General features: G+C 34.7%; 15 protein-coding genes. 8 read left to right on the forward strand and 7 right to left on the reverse strand.

What is annotated here, in order from left to right; translation table 11 throughout:
• The first annotated feature begins 113 nt into the window (after positions 1-113).
• Genes B0I10_RS04070 through B0I10_RS04080 form a run of 3 tightly spaced genes read left to right on the forward strand, consistent with a single transcriptional unit; the run spans position 114 to position 1545 of the window.
• The gene (locus tag B0I10_RS04070; protein WP_112085219.1) at positions 114-593 is read left to right on the forward strand and encodes a hypothetical protein; all 480 of its coding nucleotides are present in this window, start codon (positions 114-116) and stop codon (positions 591-593) included.
• A complete protein-coding gene (locus tag B0I10_RS04075; protein ID WP_112085220.1) occupies positions 577-777 on the forward strand; it encodes a helix-turn-helix transcriptional regulator in 201 nt (66 codons plus the stop codon). The genes B0I10_RS04070 and B0I10_RS04075 overlap by 17 nt, the downstream gene beginning before the upstream one ends.
• A gap of 54 nt (positions 778-831) precedes the next feature.
• Positions 832-1545, forward strand: coding sequence for a 3'-5' exonuclease (locus B0I10_RS04080; protein WP_112085221.1), 714 nt, complete (start codon positions 832-834; stop codon positions 1543-1545).
• A gap of 27 nt (positions 1546-1572) precedes the next feature.
• On the opposite strand, the gene B0I10_RS04085 is transcribed toward B0I10_RS04080, so the two are convergent.
• Positions 1573-4836: a S8 family serine peptidase gene (locus B0I10_RS04085; RefSeq protein ID WP_112085222.1), complete on the reverse strand. Its 3264-nt coding sequence runs from the start codon at positions 4834-4836 to the stop codon at positions 1573-1575.
• A gap of 190 nt (positions 4837-5026) precedes the next feature.
• On the opposite strand from B0I10_RS04085, the gene B0I10_RS04090 reads away from it, so the two are divergent.
• From B0I10_RS04090 to B0I10_RS04100, 3 genes are all read left to right on the forward strand, one after another.
• Positions 5027-6715 (forward strand): ABC transporter ATP-binding protein, encoded by a 1689-nt coding sequence (locus B0I10_RS04090; RefSeq protein WP_112085223.1) that lies wholly within the window; start codon positions 5027-5029, stop codon positions 6713-6715.
• A 13-nt stretch (positions 6716-6728) separates the two neighbouring features.
• Positions 6729-7118 (forward strand): hypothetical protein, encoded by a 390-nt coding sequence (locus B0I10_RS04095; protein WP_112085224.1) that lies wholly within the window; start codon positions 6729-6731, stop codon positions 7116-7118.
• A 96-nt stretch (positions 7119-7214) separates the two neighbouring features.
• Positions 7215-7847 carry a DUF6705 family protein gene (locus tag B0I10_RS04100; protein ID WP_146740307.1) on the forward strand — a complete coding sequence of 211 codons (633 nt, stop codon included), beginning with the start codon at positions 7215-7217 and terminating at the stop codon, positions 7845-7847.
• Positions 7848-7901: 54 nt separating this feature from the next.
• Here the strand turns inward: B0I10_RS04100 and B0I10_RS04105 are convergent, their stop codons facing one another.
• The 6 genes from B0I10_RS04105 to trhO form a co-directional block, all read right to left on the reverse strand.
• Positions 7902-8558: a 3-oxoacid CoA-transferase subunit B gene (locus B0I10_RS04105; protein WP_112085226.1), complete on the reverse strand. Its 657-nt coding sequence runs from the start codon at positions 8556-8558 to the stop codon at positions 7902-7904.
• Positions 8559-8612: 54 nt separating this feature from the next.
• The gene (locus tag B0I10_RS04110; RefSeq protein WP_112085327.1) at positions 8613-9311 is read right to left on the reverse strand and encodes a CoA transferase subunit A; all 699 of its coding nucleotides are present in this window, start codon (positions 9309-9311) and stop codon (positions 8613-8615) included.
• 89 nt (positions 9312-9400) lie between these two features.
• Entirely contained in the window at positions 9401-11680 is a 2280-nt protein-coding gene (locus B0I10_RS04115) for a penicillin-binding protein 1A (protein WP_112085227.1), read from the reverse strand.
• Position 11681: 1 nt separating this feature from the next.
• On the reverse strand, positions 11682-12167 hold the full coding sequence (locus B0I10_RS04120) for a gliding motility lipoprotein GldH (protein WP_112085228.1): 486 nt from the start codon (positions 12165-12167) through the stop codon (positions 11682-11684).
• The gene (locus B0I10_RS04125) at positions 12151-13323 is read right to left on the reverse strand and encodes a PSP1 domain-containing protein (RefSeq protein WP_112085229.1); all 1173 of its coding nucleotides are present in this window, start codon (positions 13321-13323) and stop codon (positions 12151-12153) included. The genes B0I10_RS04120 and B0I10_RS04125 overlap by 17 nt, the downstream gene beginning before the upstream one ends.
• A 175-nt stretch (positions 13324-13498) precedes the next feature.
• Complete coding sequence (gene trhO / locus B0I10_RS04130; RefSeq protein WP_112085230.1) at positions 13499-14860, reverse strand: oxygen-dependent tRNA uridine(34) hydroxylase TrhO; 1362 nt, start codon at positions 14858-14860, stop codon at positions 13499-13501.
• A gap of 165 nt (positions 14861-15025) precedes the next feature.
• Here trhO and B0I10_RS15605 point away from each other — a divergent pair, with 165 nt between their 5' ends.
• Both B0I10_RS15605 and B0I10_RS04140 read left to right on the forward strand, forming a co-directional pair.
• The gene (locus B0I10_RS15605; RefSeq protein WP_181456885.1) at positions 15026-15268 is read left to right on the forward strand and encodes a hypothetical protein; all 243 of its coding nucleotides are present in this window, start codon (positions 15026-15028) and stop codon (positions 15266-15268) included.
• 17 nt (positions 15269-15285) lie between these two features.
• On the forward strand, positions 15286-17349 hold the full coding sequence (locus B0I10_RS04140) for a glycosyltransferase family 9 protein (protein ID WP_112085231.1): 2064 nt from the start codon (positions 15286-15288) through the stop codon (positions 17347-17349).
• The last annotated feature ends 2 nt before the right edge of the window (positions 17350-17351 follow it).

Consider the following 17351-nt stretch of genomic DNA (forward strand, 5'->3'; position numbering starts at 1 on the left):
GAACCATTTTGAGAAATCAAGATGGTTTTTTTTTGTCAGAATAATGTAAAGTTTGTTTTACATAAAGGAAATAAAACTTTACATTTGTATTGCTAATCTTTTAATTGAGAATCATGATGACAAATTATTTATTTCCGAATCGGTTAAAGAAAATAGGATGGTTACTGTTTATTCCTTCGTTAATAGGAGCTGTTCTCTACAGTATATATGAACCTGAATTTGAGTTTTTAAATTTAAGACCATTGGCTATTTTTAACGACAACATTTTTGTAAGCAGCTTTTTTACTAGAACAGAAAACAACCTACTAGATGAAATTCTTTGCATATTTTTAATTGTAGGCGGGATGTTTGTTGCTTTTTCCAAGGAAAAGATTGAAGATGAAATGGTGGCTAAATTTAGAATGGAAAGTTTAGTCTGGGCAACGTATGTAAATTATATCATTTTACTAGTGTGTGTTATTTTTGTTTACGGGATGCCATTCTTGACAGTAATGATGTACAACATGTTTACCTTATTGTTCTTTTTCATCCTGCGGTTTTATTGGATGATTTACAAATCTTCAAAAGCGTTAGACAATGAAAAATACAATTAAAGTGGAACGAGCTATCGCCAATTTGACCCAAGCAGATTTGGCTCAAAAAATTGGCGTTAGTCGTCAAACAATTAATGCGATTGAAGCAAATAGATTTGTACCCTCAACTATTTTAGCTTTAAAAATAGCCAACCTATTTCATAAAACTGTTAATGAAATATTTCAATTAGAAGATTCTGATTAAAATAAAATTAATTAAAAAGTTTTTATATCTTTATAATTATAAATTTTTAAAGCCATGATAGATAAAATTAAACTCGACAACATTTTGTTTCTGGACATTGAGACAGTGCCGGAAGAAGAAAACTTTAAATTGTTGGATGAAGAAAAACAGTATTTGTTTGAATCTAAAACACAGTACCAACGCAAAGACGAATTTACCCCCGAAGAATTTTACGACCGTGCCGGGATTTGGGCAGAGTTTGGAAAAATTATCTGCATTTCAGTAGGCTATTTTGTTACTAAAGGTGATATTCGAAATTTTAGAGTGACCACTTTCTTTGGAGAAGAAAAAAATATTCTACTAGATTTCAGTAATTTGTTGAATAATCACTTTAATCAACCACAACACATTTTATGTGGTCACAATGCGAAGGAATTTGATTTTCCGTTTATAGCCAGGCGAATGATTATTAATCAAGTTGAAATTCCATCCAAACTAAATTTATTTGGAAAAAAACCATGGGAAGTGCCACATATTGACACCATGGAATTGTGGAAATTTGGCGACTATAAACATTTTTCTTCCATGCGATTGTTAACCAAAGTACTCCAAATTCCATCTCCAAAAGATGATATTGATGGCAGCGAAGTAGCGTATGTATATTATGTTGAAAAAGATATTGACCGAATCATTACTTATTGTGAAAAAGATGTGATTGCTGTGGCTCAAATATTCTTAAGGTTCCGAAGAGAAGATTTATTAATTGAAGACGAAATTAGTCATGTATAAATAAGGCTCCCGATTGGGAGCCCTATTTTATTTCTTCAATATAATTTTCTTTGTCGTTTTTATTTTTTCATTCTGAACAGACAAGAGGTAAACTCCGTCTGAAAACTTTTCAATATCCAATTCTATCATTGAGGCGTTAATTTGTTTATATAGAATATTTCTTCCTTGCAAATCAAATAATTCAATGGTTGTTTCTAAATTATCAGACCATGAAACGTTGACTTTTCCATTGGAAGGATTTGGATAAATGACTGCTTGAATTGTATTATTTTCAATCAAATTAAGGGTGTTTTGAATTGTAATAGGAACAATAACATTGGGTAGCCAACCATCAGATGCATTTAGAATATTTACCTTAAAGCTATCCGATGCAGGACTAGAAAGTGAATTTGTATAAGTGATTTTATTCAAATTCACATCTTCTTGTGTAAAGACCTCTCCAATGATAATATCCAGATTTTCTTTTTTCAAAACACCGAGTGAAGGCAATTCAATTAATGTGTATTCTTGATTTGAAGGAGTTTGCAATGTTGTAAAAGCATTTATTTCTTCCGCTACAATTGTTTTTGTGCTGTTTATTTCTGTAATAATACCATTATTGGTAAAACTCAAGTTGTTTTCAATCGAAATTGAATTACAAAAATTTAAACTAACCGCATTGATTGTGCCGCCGTCAGTATTGTATCTATCAATAACATACAACGTCCATTCCCCATCTGCGAGCAAACCATTTAATTCGCTTAAGGGCTGATTTGGTTTGATAACACCAGAAATAGCTGGATTAAAACCACAACTTAGCAACGAACCAGAGTCGTCAAGAGTAGCAACAATATCATCTTGACCGCCACAAGGCTCTTCAAACAAGGTGATGGAGGGACTTCCAATTTCGGGTGGGCCAATTAAATAAATTGTTAAATCCTGCACCCAAGTGTGTGAAATATCTAAACTTATATTAACATCGGCAATTGTAATTCCACCGCTTACACTAATTGGAATAGTTGCAACTGAATTGGCAACATCTCCAATAATATTATCCGAAAAGTCGGTGGCTATAAATTCAAGGCCACAATCAAAAATATCAGTTTGAAAATTAGCAACAGAAAAGACGGTAGCGTTACCACAACGATTACTTGGTTTTACTCGCCAATAATATACTGTTTGACTATTTAAATCCGCAATATTAATCGAGGTGTTTTCAGTAGATTCCGTCTGAACTATAGTATTAAAGGTTACATCAGTTGCAATTTCAACCAAATAGGTTTCGGCATTAATATCCTCCTCCCAACTTAAAGTTACAGCGGAAGCCACATTCGTTTGTCCGTTTGAAGGTGAAATAGTGTCTATTACTTCAAATTCTGCACTTAAAACCTTTACATTGATGTACCGGGTTTCTGTTTCAGTTGTACCACTAGCCACAACTCCGATTGTATAATCGCCCGGAGCAACAATTGATAAATTGGTTAAAACCAAATTAAAATTTCCACTGCTGTTGATGCTGTTTTGGCTAAAAGTAGCAACAGCTCCTTCCGGAATATTTGTAGTTGAAAAAGTGACACTTTGATTCGTGTTGTTATTCAAGGAAAATGAAAAAGTGGCATTTTCATTAGCACAAACTATTTGATCATATCCCAGTGGAACAAAACCAAAATCGGAGTCAATACCCGATATAATTAGTGAATAATCTTGTTTGTTGGTTTGTAAATTTCCTTTATGTGTGATAGTAATAGTGTAATCTCCACCGTTGGCATTATCAATGGCCACTGTTTCTACAGTATCTACAAAGTTGTCACCATTTCTTCGGGCAGCTAGTGAAGCATTAGCTTGTAATCGCCAAGGATAGAAAGTAGCTGAGCCTTGTGTGATTCTAATATCTAAATCATGCACAATAGCAGGTGTTGGATCGTTCAAAGTGCCCGTGTTTGCAATACCAGGTATATCTGTCCAACAAATTGTAGCCACCAAAGGTTGTCCAGCAATTGATTTAACGGTTTTGGTAAAAACTTGGCTTTGGTTAAGACTTTCTTCTGAAATCCATGTATTTAAGCCATTCGTTGTGATGGCATTAGCTGCTTTTTTCGCATTTAGTAATCCCCATCCAAAAACAGCATCCGGACCTATATTTCCCACATCATCAGCCGAATGACAAGCCAAACCTTTCAACGTAGCCGATTTCATGAATTTTTGGTACAAATTATTATAATGCTGTTGAAGTAATAAAAGCGTTCCCATAACATTTGGACTTGCCATTGAGGTTCCTGAGAGCGAAGTATAATCGTTATCACCAGAACTATTTGTTGAATAAAGATTGGTTCCATTGCCCGTAATGTCTGGTTTGATGCGTAAATCATCTGTTGGACCTTCACTACTTCCCTGATTAATAATTACAGAGATTAATTGCCCGTTATTGTCAATTTCAGCATCCCTGCCATTGGCCACTACAAGGTTATTTTTTCCATTTTTGTTGCCGGTGAGTTTATCAAAATCAGGGGTTGTTGGACTCGAATTAACATTATTCCCATCGTTACCAGCGGCTACTACCATTAAATAGTAGGGAGAAATATAATGTATGATGTCCCATTGACGAGCATCTTGTGAGTAAGCACCCGCATACCAACTTGGAACATTAAGCAAGCGAACACCATACGAGTGATTGGATAGTAGTAACCCGTTTTGAATTTCCCCTAAGACTTCCGATTCATCTTGTGTCCAATCAAAGGTTTTAACGGTTGCTTGAAACGCCATTCCTTTTGCTTCAAAATCTATACCTGCCGCCGCTACAGTTCCCGATACGTGAGTAGCATGAAAACTATTGCCGTTTAATTCGGTTACTCCATCCCCAACAATTGCTCTTCCACCAAACTCTAAATGTGTGGTTCTTGTTGCACCGCCATCCCAAACACCTCCAACCATTCCTTGTCCGTTTAGGTTTAAACCTAATCCACCACCGGAATGCAACTGATTTGCTCGGGTTGAAATAGCCGCATTAACATTATTTATCGAAAAATATTTTGGACTTCCATCTGGAAATAAGCCCATTAATTCGTCTACACTTCCGTCAGAGTTTTTTTTAAAAATTTCCCATTGATTGGATTTGGCAGCACGCAGCGCTTTTTCTTTTTCTACTCTTGATTTTTCAGAAAATTCTAACTGTAATTTTTTAATTTCAGTTAAATTATATTGCTCTAACAAGTCTTTTCTTTGTTCCGGTGTCTGGCAAAATGCTGACAGCGACAAGAATGTAAATAATAAAAAGATACAGTTGTTAAATATTGAAAAGTAACTATTTTTCATCAGTTGATTTGGAATTTTAATGATTCAAAGATATAAATTTAATTTTTTCTATTGATTTGCTTAAAAAAATATACATTATTTAACATTGGTTTAAGGGGAAGATTTCCTCCTTAAATCAATAATCTCTTTTTAAATTACGAAAAAAAGTAATTTTCAGATGTAAATAAAAAAAATCGATTAATTTTAAGCGATGGAATACAACATTCTTTTATCGGTGAAAAAACTAACCATTTCTTTTAAAAAAGAGAATGAATTTGTGCCGGTTGTTCACGGTTTAAATTATGATTTATATGAAAATGAAATTGTTGGAATAGTAGGAGAATCAGGTTCCGGTAAGTCGGTTTCATCTCTGGCAGTGATGGGATTACTTCCTCCAAAAATTTCAAAAATATCCGAGGGATTGATTGTTTTCAAAGGAAAAGACATTACTAATTTAACGGATAAAGCATTTCAAAAAATAAGAGGAAACGATATTGCTATGATTTTTCAGGAACCGATGAGTTCATTGAATCCGTCGTTAAAATGTGGTTTTCAAGTCGCCGAAATTTTAGAAAGGCATACAACCTTATCCCAAAAAGAAATTAAAACGGAAGTAATTTCATTATTTGAGAAAGTGAAATTACCCAATTCTGAGGAACTTTTTAACAAATATCCGCATCAAATTTCGGGCGGACAAAAGCAGCGGGTGATGATTGCCATGGCGATTGCTTGCAAACCAAAAATTCTAATTGCAGACGAACCAACAACTGCATTAGATGTTACGGTTCAAAAGGAAATTATTCAATTGTTAAAAGAATTGCAACAAGAAACCAAGATGAGTATTTTGTTTATTTCGCATGATTTATCGTTGGTTTCCGAAATTGCCAATCGGGTTTTGGTAATGTATAAAGGTGAAATTGTGGAACAAGGGAATGCTAAAGCTATTTTTGAAAATCCGCAACACAATTACACCAAAGCATTAATTGCTTCCCGACCCTCGTTGGAATTTCGGTTAAAAAGGCTTCCAACAATTCAGGATTTTTTAAATGAGGCGATAAAAAGTGAAATTGTTTCTGCCGAAGAACGAAAAGAAAATCAAGAAAAACTATACGCCAAAGCTCCTCTTTTGGAAGTAAAAAATGTAGAAAAAGAATATTTGTCAACGGTTGGTTTATTTGGAAAAAAGCAAGTATTTAAAGCAGTTGACAATGTTAGTTTTAAAATTTACGAAGGTGAAACGGTAGGTTTGGTTGGCGAATCCGGATGTGGAAAATCAACTTTAGGCAATGCTATTTTGCAATTAGACAAAGCTACTGCCGGACAAATTTTCTATAAAGGAATCGATATCACAAAGTTGAATAAAGAGGATATCAGAAAACTGAGAAAAGAAATTCAACTTATTTTTCAAGATCCGTATTCTTCTTTGAATCCAAGAATTCCGATTGGAAAAGCGATTATGGAACCGATGAAAGTGCACGGTTTGTATAAAAATGATGCCGAACGAAAAGCAAAAGCAATTGAAATTTTGGAGCGTGTTGGATTGGGCGAGGCTTTTTTTAACCGTTATCCACACGAATTTTCCGGTGGTCAAAGACAACGAATCGGAATTGCGAGAACCATTGCTTTGCAACCGAAATTGATTGTGTGTGACGAATCGGTTTCGGCGTTGGATATTTCAGTTCAAGCTCAGGTTTTGAATTTATTGAATGAATTAAAAGAAAATTTCTGGTTTACCTATATCTTTATTTCCCATGATTTGGCAGTCGTAAAATACATGAGCGACCAAGTTTTGGTCATGAATAAAGGAAAAATCGAAGAAATGGCTGATGCCGATGAATTGTATGCTCATCCGAAAAGTGAGTACACCAAAAAATTAATTGAAGCGATTCCCAAAGGATAAAAAATAAAAACTTATGTTATTTACTGCAACGTTTTCTGAGTTTTATGAACAATTCAAAACTAGTCTTTCAGACGGTACTTTTGCCAAACTTACTTTTGCCAAAACCATTGGGAAAACAGAATTAAAAAACATTTTTATTCGTCCCTTTTTAGAAGAAAATGAATTAAAATTAGAATTAAAATTCCGCTTTCAACAAGAAGAATTGTTTGAAATTCATACTATTGATAGTGCTTTTGATCGCTTGCTTCCCTTCATCAATAATCCATTTTTATCGGTTATTTTGTTTACGACAGAATTTGATCTGACATATAAATTAAACAAAAAAAGAGTGGTGAGTGTAACCGATCAAGCACCAACTTTTGGTAATGCGAATGAGGTTTTGTTGGGGTTTTTGAAGAAATAAAACTTCAATAATTTAAACTTATAGGGAAATTAATTTAGATCCAGTTAATTCAGATAATGATCCACTAAAAACACCTTGTAATTAAAAATATAAATTATGAAATCAATACTATCAGCACTACTAGTTATACTAAGTGGAATTATCATGGCACAAACTCCAATTTTAGATATTAACACAGATGATTATCCAAAAACAGAAAATGCATATTATAAAGACATTGATAGTTTTTATAATCAATTTGTAGGTACTTGGGTTTATGCGGATGCAACTAAAACAATACGGTTTAGATTCGTTAAAAAAGAAATGTTTTATAATCAATCAGTTAGAAATTATTATAAAGATTATTTAGTCGGTGAAATGCAATACATTGAAAATGGTGTTGTAAAAATTAATTCCTTGGAAAATGTATTATATAATCATTCGAGTATTTCTGATTATAGTTTATACAGTTTTGGAAAAATATATAATTATTTGTTTCCAAGATGTTTAGAATGTCCGGAAAACACGGAACGAATGGATATGAAATATAATGAACCATCCAATGATGATGTTAGTTTAGGAGCTGAATTTGTTATGCGTAGAGCGGATGAAAACGGAGTGCAAAAAATTAAAGTACAATATGTTTTTACCGAAAGTCCGTCTGGTCTTCAGTTTGATTTTGAAACGCCATCTACTACTACAGGTTTTACGATTCCGTATGGTGATTATACATTGGTGAAGGAAAATTAAAGAATAAAACGACTGATTAAGTAATGAATCAGTCGTTTTATTGTTATTGAATAGTTAATCCAAAACCATCTCCGGAATTTCTCCTTCCACAATCAACGTTCCTTCTGTAGCTTTGATAATTTCTTCAACAGAAACACCGGGAGCTCGTTCAAGAAGTTTGAATCCATTTGGGGTAACATCCATCACGGCCAATTCGGTGACAATTTTTTTAACGCAGCCCACACCCGTGAGTGGGAGTGTACAATTTTTTAAAACTTTTGATTCACCTGCTTTGTTCACGTGCATCATCGCAACAATGATATTTTCTGCGGAAGCAACTAAATCCATTGCTCCGCCCATTCCTTTGACCATTTTGCCGGGGATTTTCCAGTTGGCAATATCACCGTTTTCAGAAACTTCCATAGCTCCTAAAATGGTTAAATCTACTTTTTTACTTCGTATCATTCCAAAACTAAAAGCCGAATCAAAAAAGGAAGCTCCGGGCAACGTGGTAATGGTTTGTTTTCCTGCATTGATGATATCGGCATCTTCTTCGCCTTCAAATGGAAATGGTCCCATACCCAACACACCGTTTTCACTTTGAAATTCAACGGAAATATCATTGCGAACAAAATTGGCCACCAACGTCGGAATGCCGATTCCTAAATTTACGTAGTAACCATCTTTTACTTCTTTTGCAATTCGTTTTGCTATATCTTCTTTTGTTAACATACTTTTATTGGTTTATGCAGTTTTTTTAACTGAACACTAAAATCTGACCACTGTTTACTTCTTTCTAACTGTTCTTTGTTCAATTCTTTTTTCAAACTTTTCACCTTGAAAAATTCGGTTCACCATAATTCCCGGAATGTGAATTTGATTAGGGTCCAATGTTCCGGCGGGGACTAATTCTTCCACTTCGGCAATGGTAATTTTTGCTGCTCCGGCCATGCATGCATTGAAATTTCTGGCAGTTCCTTTAAAAATAAGGTTTCCGGCTTCGTCTCCTTTCCAAGCTTTTACGATGGCGAAATCGGCTTTGTATGCTTCTTCCATGATGTACATTTTTCCATTGAATTCGCGAGTTTCTTTCCCTTCGGCGACTTCGGTTCCATATCCTGCTGGTGTGAAAAAGGCCGGAATTCCGTGTTGAGCAGCTCGGCATTTTTCGGCTAATGTTCCTTGTGGAGTGAGTTCTACATCTAATTCTCCTGAAAGCATTTGGCGTTCGAATTCTGCATTTTCACCAACATAAGACGAAATCATTTTTTTGATTTGCTTTTTTTGAAGCAGTAATCCTAATCCAAAATCATCTACTCCGGCATTGTTGGAAATGCAAGTAAGATTAGAAACGCCCATTTTTACTAATTCGGCAATGCTGTTTTCCGGAATGCCACAAAGACCAAAACCTCCGAGCATAATGGTCATATTATCAGTGATTCCATCAAGAGCTTCTTGAACAGAATTTACTTTTCGTGTAATCATATCGTTTGTTTGTTTTCGAATTTTAAAGGTATAAAAAAATGGGCTTTTGGCAAAGTCCATTTTTTTATAATTGTTTTTATGTGAATTTTCTAAAAATTAAACTCGTCCAAATCCTGATCAAAGTCTAATGTGTCTTTTACTGTTTTCCAACAATCTACTTTTACGGTAATATTTTCCGGTCTTTCAAATGGATCTTTGGAAACGTTTAATTTTTTGTCTTTATAACATTTATCCATATAAATTCCCCAAATAGGCAAAGCCATTGTGGCTCCTTGTCCCATGGCAGTAGTGTTGAATCGTGCGGAACGGTCTTCACATCCTACCCAAACACCGGTGCATAAATTGGGTACAAATCCCATGAACCAACCATCGGAATTATTTTGTGTGGTTCCGGTTTTTCCGGCGATTGGATTGTCTAATTTATAATCATAGGTTCTAAATCCGGCTCTTCCTGCTCGAAGTCTAGTTCCGGTTCCGTCTTCGGTAACACCTTCCATTAACTTCACAACCGCATAAGCAATATCTTGACTAAGTACGTCGTGACTTTCAGGAATATTTTCATAAATAATGTTTCCGTTTTTATCTTCAATACGGGTAATCATCTGCGGTTTAATGTAAATTCCTTTGTTAGCAAACGTACTAAATGCCGCTACCATATCCTGAACGGTAATTTCTACTGCACCTAAACAAATGGATACTTGCTCCGGAATTTCTGCAGAAACGCCTAGTTTATGTGTTAAGTCAATAACCGCTTTTGGTCCGGTTCTGTCAATTAATTTGGCAGAAATGGTATTAATAGAATTTGCTAATGCTTTCTTTAAATTAATCATTCCACGGTATTTCCCATCGGAATTTCTTGGAGTCCAGTCGGCACTAACATTATGTCTTCCTCTTGGGATAGTGAAAGGTGAATCGATAATTGAATCGCAAGGCGACATATTTAATTGTTCAATTGCTGTGGCATAAACAAACGGTTTAAAAGTAGACCCTACTTGTCTGGCACCTTGTCCGGCATGGTCATATTGAAAATGTTTATAGTTGATTCCGCCCACCCAAGCTTTAACATGTCCGGTTTGAGGTTCCATCGATATCATTCCGCTTCGAAGGAAATGCTTATAATAGCGGATAGAGTCCATTGGTGTCATAATGGTATCGCGTTCGCCTTTCCAAGTAAAAACCCTCATGTCTGTCTTGATGTCAAACGATTTGATGATATCTTCTTCGCTTTTATCTTGAGCTTTCATCAATCGCCAACGTTCAGAAGTTTTCATGGCTCTTTTCAACAACTTTTCTGTTTCGTCGTCATTAATTTTATAAAAAGGAGCATTTTTATTTTTCTTTTGGGCTTTAAAAAATTCAACTTGAAGATTTTTTAAGTGCTCATGCACAGCATCTTCGGCATGTTTTTGCATACGCGAATCAATTGTGGTGTAAATTTTTAATCCGTCGTTATAAATATTATATTCTGAACCATCAGGCTTTTTGTTTTCTTTGACCCATTTTTTCATGTAATCGCGAAGGTATTCTCTAAAGTAAGTAGCAATTCCTTCTAGATGACCCTCTGGACTAAAATCTAAAACGATAGGCTTTTTTTCTAATTGTGCTTTTGCTTCCGGTTCTAAAAAGTTGTTTCTAACCATTTGAGCTAAAACAGTGTTTCTTCTATTGAAAACCAGTTCTTTTCTTTTTTCTCTAGTTGGATTATAAAGAGAGGGGTTTTTTAGCATTCCTACTAATAAAGCACTTTCTTCGATAGACAAGTCCTTTGGTTCTCTCCCAAAATAAACTTTAGCCGCCGATTTTATTCCCACAGCGGTATTTACAAAGTCGGCTCTGTTTAAATACAAAGCGATAATTTCGTTTTTTGTATATTGACGTTCTAGTTTGGTGGCAATAATCCATTCTTTCACCTTTTGAACTAACCTGAAAAGGATAAACTTAGAGCCTTCACCATGAAATAAAAGTTTTGCTAGTTGTTGTGAAATAGTACTTGCACCTCCATCTGCACCTAGTTTTACAGCTGCACCAAATAATCTTCTACCATCTATGCCCGAATGCTCATAAAAACGTTCGTCTTCGGTGGCAATTAAAGCATCAACAAGGTGTTTTGGCAATTCATCAAATGTTACTGGAGAACGGTTTTCACGGTAAAATTTACCCAAAACTACACCATCTGAAGAAATGATTTCGGTAGCCAAATTTGAGTCAGGATTCTCCAATTCGTCAAAACTTGGCATGGAGCCAAATAATCCGAAGTTGGCAAAAACAAAAAATAAAAATATACCAGCTAGTCCTATAAAAAATACTTTCCAGAATTTTTTTTGATAGTAAGCGATATCTTTCACGGACGAATTATTTTTCTTAGCCATATTATTCTGCTTTTTCTATTCGTAATCCAACATCAGTAACACCTTCGAGTACTTCGATGCCTTCAATTTTTCCTGATTTTCTCACCGCTTGTTGAATATAAATTTTGTAACTACCTGCTTTGGGAAACACAAAATTTTCTTTATAAAACAATTTATTATCTTTTGTATCGGTCAAACCTTTTCCCATTAAAGACCCGTCCGGTTCAGCCATTTTATATTCCAACGTGTCTACCATCGTTTTGCTGTTGGGCTGTTCCATTTCCACAATTAAAAACAAATTATTAAACGGGTAATTTTTGTTGTTCCGTATATTGATGTAAACATTATGTTTTGCAACGGTATCTTTTTGTTCTACCAAAAAAGTTACAATACTGTCTTTGTGCCATACTTTTCCAACTTTTTTATAGTCGTCAAAAAGTCTTTTTTTGTCACATGAAGTCACAATAATCAATAAAAAAACTAAAAACAGACTATTTCTTAGGGTCATTTTTAACAATTTTATTTGGTCTTCTTTTTTTGTTATTATTGTTGTTGTTCTTTCTTTTGGGTTGATCGAATCGGGTTAAACTCTCTTGGCCCATGGCGTTGTTGAAATCTTGTTTTGGTTCTGCAACAATTTCTAAGGCAAAATCCTCCAAAGAAGAAATTCTTTTACGCTGTTTATTTTCTGCTATAATTTCTTTCACTTGATCAATGTGAATGACATGCCAATTGGCAATATTATCCGCATAAGCAAACCACATTAGTCCTTTAAAAATGTCTTGTTTTTGACAGTAGGCAACACCTCTTTCAGTTTCAATTTTAGTGTCAAAATCCGGAAAATCTTTTAATGCATCCATGTAGGTATCCAGCTCATAGTTTAAGCAGCATTTGAGCTTCCCACATTGTCCCGCTAATTTTTGAGGGTTTAAAGAAAGTTGTTGGTAACGAGCTGCTGAGGTATTTACGCTTCTAAAATCGGTCAACCAAGTAGAACAACACAATTCCCTTCCGCACGAACCAATTCCGCCTAAACGAGCTGCCTCTTGACGAAAACCAACTTGTTTCATTTCTATTCTGGTCTTGAAAGTCTGAGCATATTCTTTAATTAATTGACGAAAATCCACTCGATCTTCGGCTGTATAATAAAAAGTAGCTTTAGAACCATCACCTTGAAATTCAATGTCAGAAATTTTCATTTGTAATTGAAGTTGAATAGCGATTTCTCTGGCTCTCACCTTCATCGGCTCTTCTTTTAACTGAACATCAGCCCAAATATCAATATCTCTTTGAGAAGCTTTTCGGTATACTTTTGTAATTTCGGCACTAGTGTGATTTACCCCTTTTTTCTTCATTTGAACTTTAACGAGTTCTCCAACGAGGGTCACAATTCCAATATCATGACCTGGCGAAGCTTCCGTAGCAACGATATCACCAATAAGCAATGATAGTTTTTCGGTGTTGCGATAGAATTCTTTTCGTCCATTTTTAAAACGTATTTCAACACAATCAAACACTTCTTGACCACTTGGCAAACTCATGTTGGCTAACCAATCAAAAACCGTTAATTTGTTGCAGCTATCGGTGCCGCAAGTCCCTTTATTTTGACATCCTTGGGGAGCACCACCGGTTTTGCTCCCTGTAGAACAGTTTGTACAAGCCATAATTTATATATATTTGGTCACGACTTTTAATCGGGACTACTGACATTAAACGTTAAGTTTGTAAAGATAGTATTTTTTTGATAGAACTAGAAAGTGGATTTAGTAGAAATAGCATTAAGCATAAAGCCCGTTTTAATAGAATAAAACAGGCTTTGAAAGTTTTAAAATTAAAAGATTAGTAGCTCATTATCTTAAACAATTTATCCGATAATCGTATTCTAAACGGAACTGCAAAAGTTAACTTATCTCCCGGTTTTGCCGTTGTGTTTTCTTTTCCATTGATAAACATCGTTTCCAATACCAATTCCTGATTTCCTGTGGTTGGACCTGAAATCAAAATTTTGTCTCCTGTTTTTAATTCTTGGTTTTCAACTAAAAATAAGCCAACTTGTGCTTTGGTGTAGTAATGTTCAGCTTTCCCCACCAATACTTTTTTCTGTTTGATGCGTTCGCGAATGGGTTTTGGTTTTTCAACTGTAGCCAATGAAACATCGCTTAATTCACCCGAATGTTTGAATTTCAAAGCGTCCGATTTTCCTTTTTTGAAAATCATATTTCCTTTTTGAATACCGCGACGTAATTTTACTTGTTCCGCTAATGGTAAATGAATGACTTCCTGACATTCAACGGAACAACAATTCTCCATTTTTTCTTGGCATTCATCACATTGAATAAACAATAAATGGCACCCATCATTTACACAATTGGTATGATTATCGCACGGTTCTCCGCATTGATGGCATTGCGAAACAATATCATTCGTGATTCGTTCACCTAAACGATGATCGAATACAAAGTTCTTTCCAATGAATTTACTTTGTAAACCTTCTTGCTCAATTTGACGAGCATATTCAATAATTCCGCCTTCTAACTGATAAACATTTTTAAAACCTTTGTGTTTAAAAAAAGCACTCGCTTTTTCGCATCGAATTCCTCCCGTGCAATACATCAACAGATTTTTATCTTCTTTGAAATCTTTTAACTGCTCTTCAATGATGGGAAGCGATTCTCTAAATGTATCCACATCCGGCGTAATGGCTCCTTTAAAATGACCAATTTCACTTTCGTAATGATTTCTAAAATCAACAACAATGGTGTTTGGCTCTTCTAATAATTGATTGAACTCTTTTGCTTTTAAGTGAATTCCTTTGTTGGTTGCATCAAAAGAAGCATCGTCGAGTCCGTCTGCCACAATTTTATGTCTCACTTTTATCGTTAATTTCAAAAAGGAATGATCGTCTTGTTCACGAGCAACATTAAGCCTAATTCCTTTCATAAAATCATATTGTTCAATCGTATCTTTAAATTCATAAAAATAATCTGCCGGCAACGAAAGTTGGGCATTAATTCCTTCGTGAGCCACATAAATTCTCCCCAAGACATCCAACGGATTCCAGGCTAAGAACAAATCATCTCTAAATTTTTTAGGGTCTTCAATTTTGGCGTAGGCATAAAAAGACAACGTAAGTCGTTGTTTGCCGGCTTGATCAATAAGCTCGGCTCGTTCTTCTGCCCTCATCGTGTTATACAGTTGCATGCTATAAACGTTTTTGGGTTAATACAATAAGATGAATTCTAAATGGAAGAATTCGATGCAAAAATAAACATTTTAGATTAAATATAAATAGTAGGGTTTTTATTTAATCATTTGTTTTCTAAAATAAAAACTATATATATTTGTTTAACCTAATTAATTGATTTTATGAACAGACGTAATTTTTTAAAGAATTCCGGGAAGGTTATACTAGTAAGTTCCGCTTTAGTAATCACGGGAAGTTTAGTTGCTTCATGTTCGTCAGACAGTGATGATTCTTATGATGACGGTTATTATGACGATGGATACTACGATGACGGCTACTACGACGATGGCTATTACGACGATGGCTATTACGACGATGGCTATTATGATGATGGTTACTACGATGATGGCTATTATGATGATTAATCTTCTATAACTATTCATTGAAGAAAATACTTTTTTTACATGATACCGACACCTCATTAAAACGTGGTGCCGAGTTAACTATAACCCAACTGGTGGCTCTTGGCAATCAATTGGGTTACTTTGTTGAAGTGGATTTGTTGACTGATTTTGAAGTAACAAAAAGTAGAATTCAGCAGTCAGACTTAATTGTTTTAAATAATACATCACGATGCCGGTTTGAAAAAAAATTACTTCATTATTTAGTTGATAAAAAAGTAAATTACATCAAAATTGAATTTGATTATAATTTTTGCATCCGAAGAAATATTTTATGCACTGTTGACAGAGGAATCAGAAATTGTTGCGACAACGAAAAATACCATTTGTACCATCAAGTTTTTGGCAATGCAAAGTTGAATGCATTTCAATCTCCCAAACATTTTGAAGATCATTTTGCTTTTTATGGAGAATCTGTTGCCAATAAAATTGTCATGCCACCCACGGTTGAGGTTGATAATTTGCATATTTCGGATCGTAAAAACGAAACAGTTATACCTTTTTTTGGTGATTTAAGTTATTTGAAAGGTGGAGAAGCTTTGTTGGATTATGCCATTGAAAATCCACAATTTACTTTTCAAGTGTATGGGAAAAATGAGTTGAGAAGAGAATTGCCTTCTAATGTTATTTTGAATGATTATATTCCAAATGAAGAAGTTCTACAAATTCTTGGTCAATCAAAGTACTTTTTCTGCAAACCGGTTTGGCCGGAACCATCCGGAAGATTGGCAGCCGAAGCTTTTTTGTCGGGTTGCCAAATGATTACGAACGACAGAGTAGGAACATGGTCTTTCGATTTTTATCCCAACGATAAGGAAAGAGCCAAACAGGAAATGAAAGAAACGCCACAACTATTTTGGGACAATGTAATTCGAATTTTAAACCAAAATGAAAGCGAAAATGTTTCCGATTTAGGTCATGTTTTGGTTTATAAAAGTTATGGCGGTTTGGGCGATATTTTCTTTTGTTTGCCCAGTTTAATCAATTTAAAAGAAGTTTCTAAATCGGTGAGTTTTGCGGTTCATCCTAGATTAGTTTCTTTCTTTACGAGGTATTTTAAAGAGATTGCGATTGTTGATGAAGAAAAAATCAAAGAAAAAGAATTCGATTTTGATAAAATTATTGAATTAGGAAATTATCCTGCTTTCCGTGGTTATGATTGGCCAAATGCGGTCAAATATTCAACACATAAAAAAGTAAAACAACATTCCATTCAGCATCACATTGACGGATTAGCAAAGTTTCATAAAAATTATTCTAACGAAAACAAAGGTTATCCCTATTTTGAAAGAGATACCGATTATGAAAATCCGTATTACACCGTTCATCCCGGTGCCGGTTTTTTATTAAAAATATGGCCAACGGAAAGTTATGCTAAATTAATTGAGGAGTTACATCATCTATTTCCAAAACTAAAATGTAAAATTATTTTGGGGAAAGAAGATCCAAATCCTGCTGATTTTTTCACGAAAGAAATGCCTCATATCGAGTATGTTACCGGAGGTTTAGATGATATTGGAAAAGCCATGGAATCCGCATTTTTCCATATTGGAAACGATGCCGGAATCACGCACGTAGCCGGAGCATTTAACGTTCCGACCGTTGGAATTTACGGCCCAACCGGACCTGGTTCTTGGGGCAGTTTTGCCAAGTTTAATGAAATTATCTGGGGAAAAAAAGGCAATTGCGAGTTGCGTTGCAACTATGATGTTATTATCAATTGTCCGGATCGGGTTTGTTTGTCTTCCACAACGGTTCCACGTGTTTTAAATGCCTTGTATTCACTTTTGCAGAAAGCTTACGAAGAAATTGCTTTCGATTTAAAGGTGAATCCGCTTTTAGAAGTTGATTTTTCTGAAAAAGATTGTTTACTTAAAATCAATCAAAATGAATTATTGATTGAATACCGCGACTTATCAATGAAAAATTCCGTCGAAGAAATTTTAAAAGGAAATTTTAAAGAGAATTATTCAGAAGAAGAAGAATCGCTTATTCACGTTTTTATTGAACAAAAGGTGCTTTTTTGCATTCCTGAATTTAAATAATT

This window comes from Flavobacterium lacus (assembly GCF_003268815.1).
Lineage (GTDB): Bacteria > Bacteroidota > Bacteroidia > Flavobacteriales > Flavobacteriaceae > Flavobacterium > Flavobacterium lacus.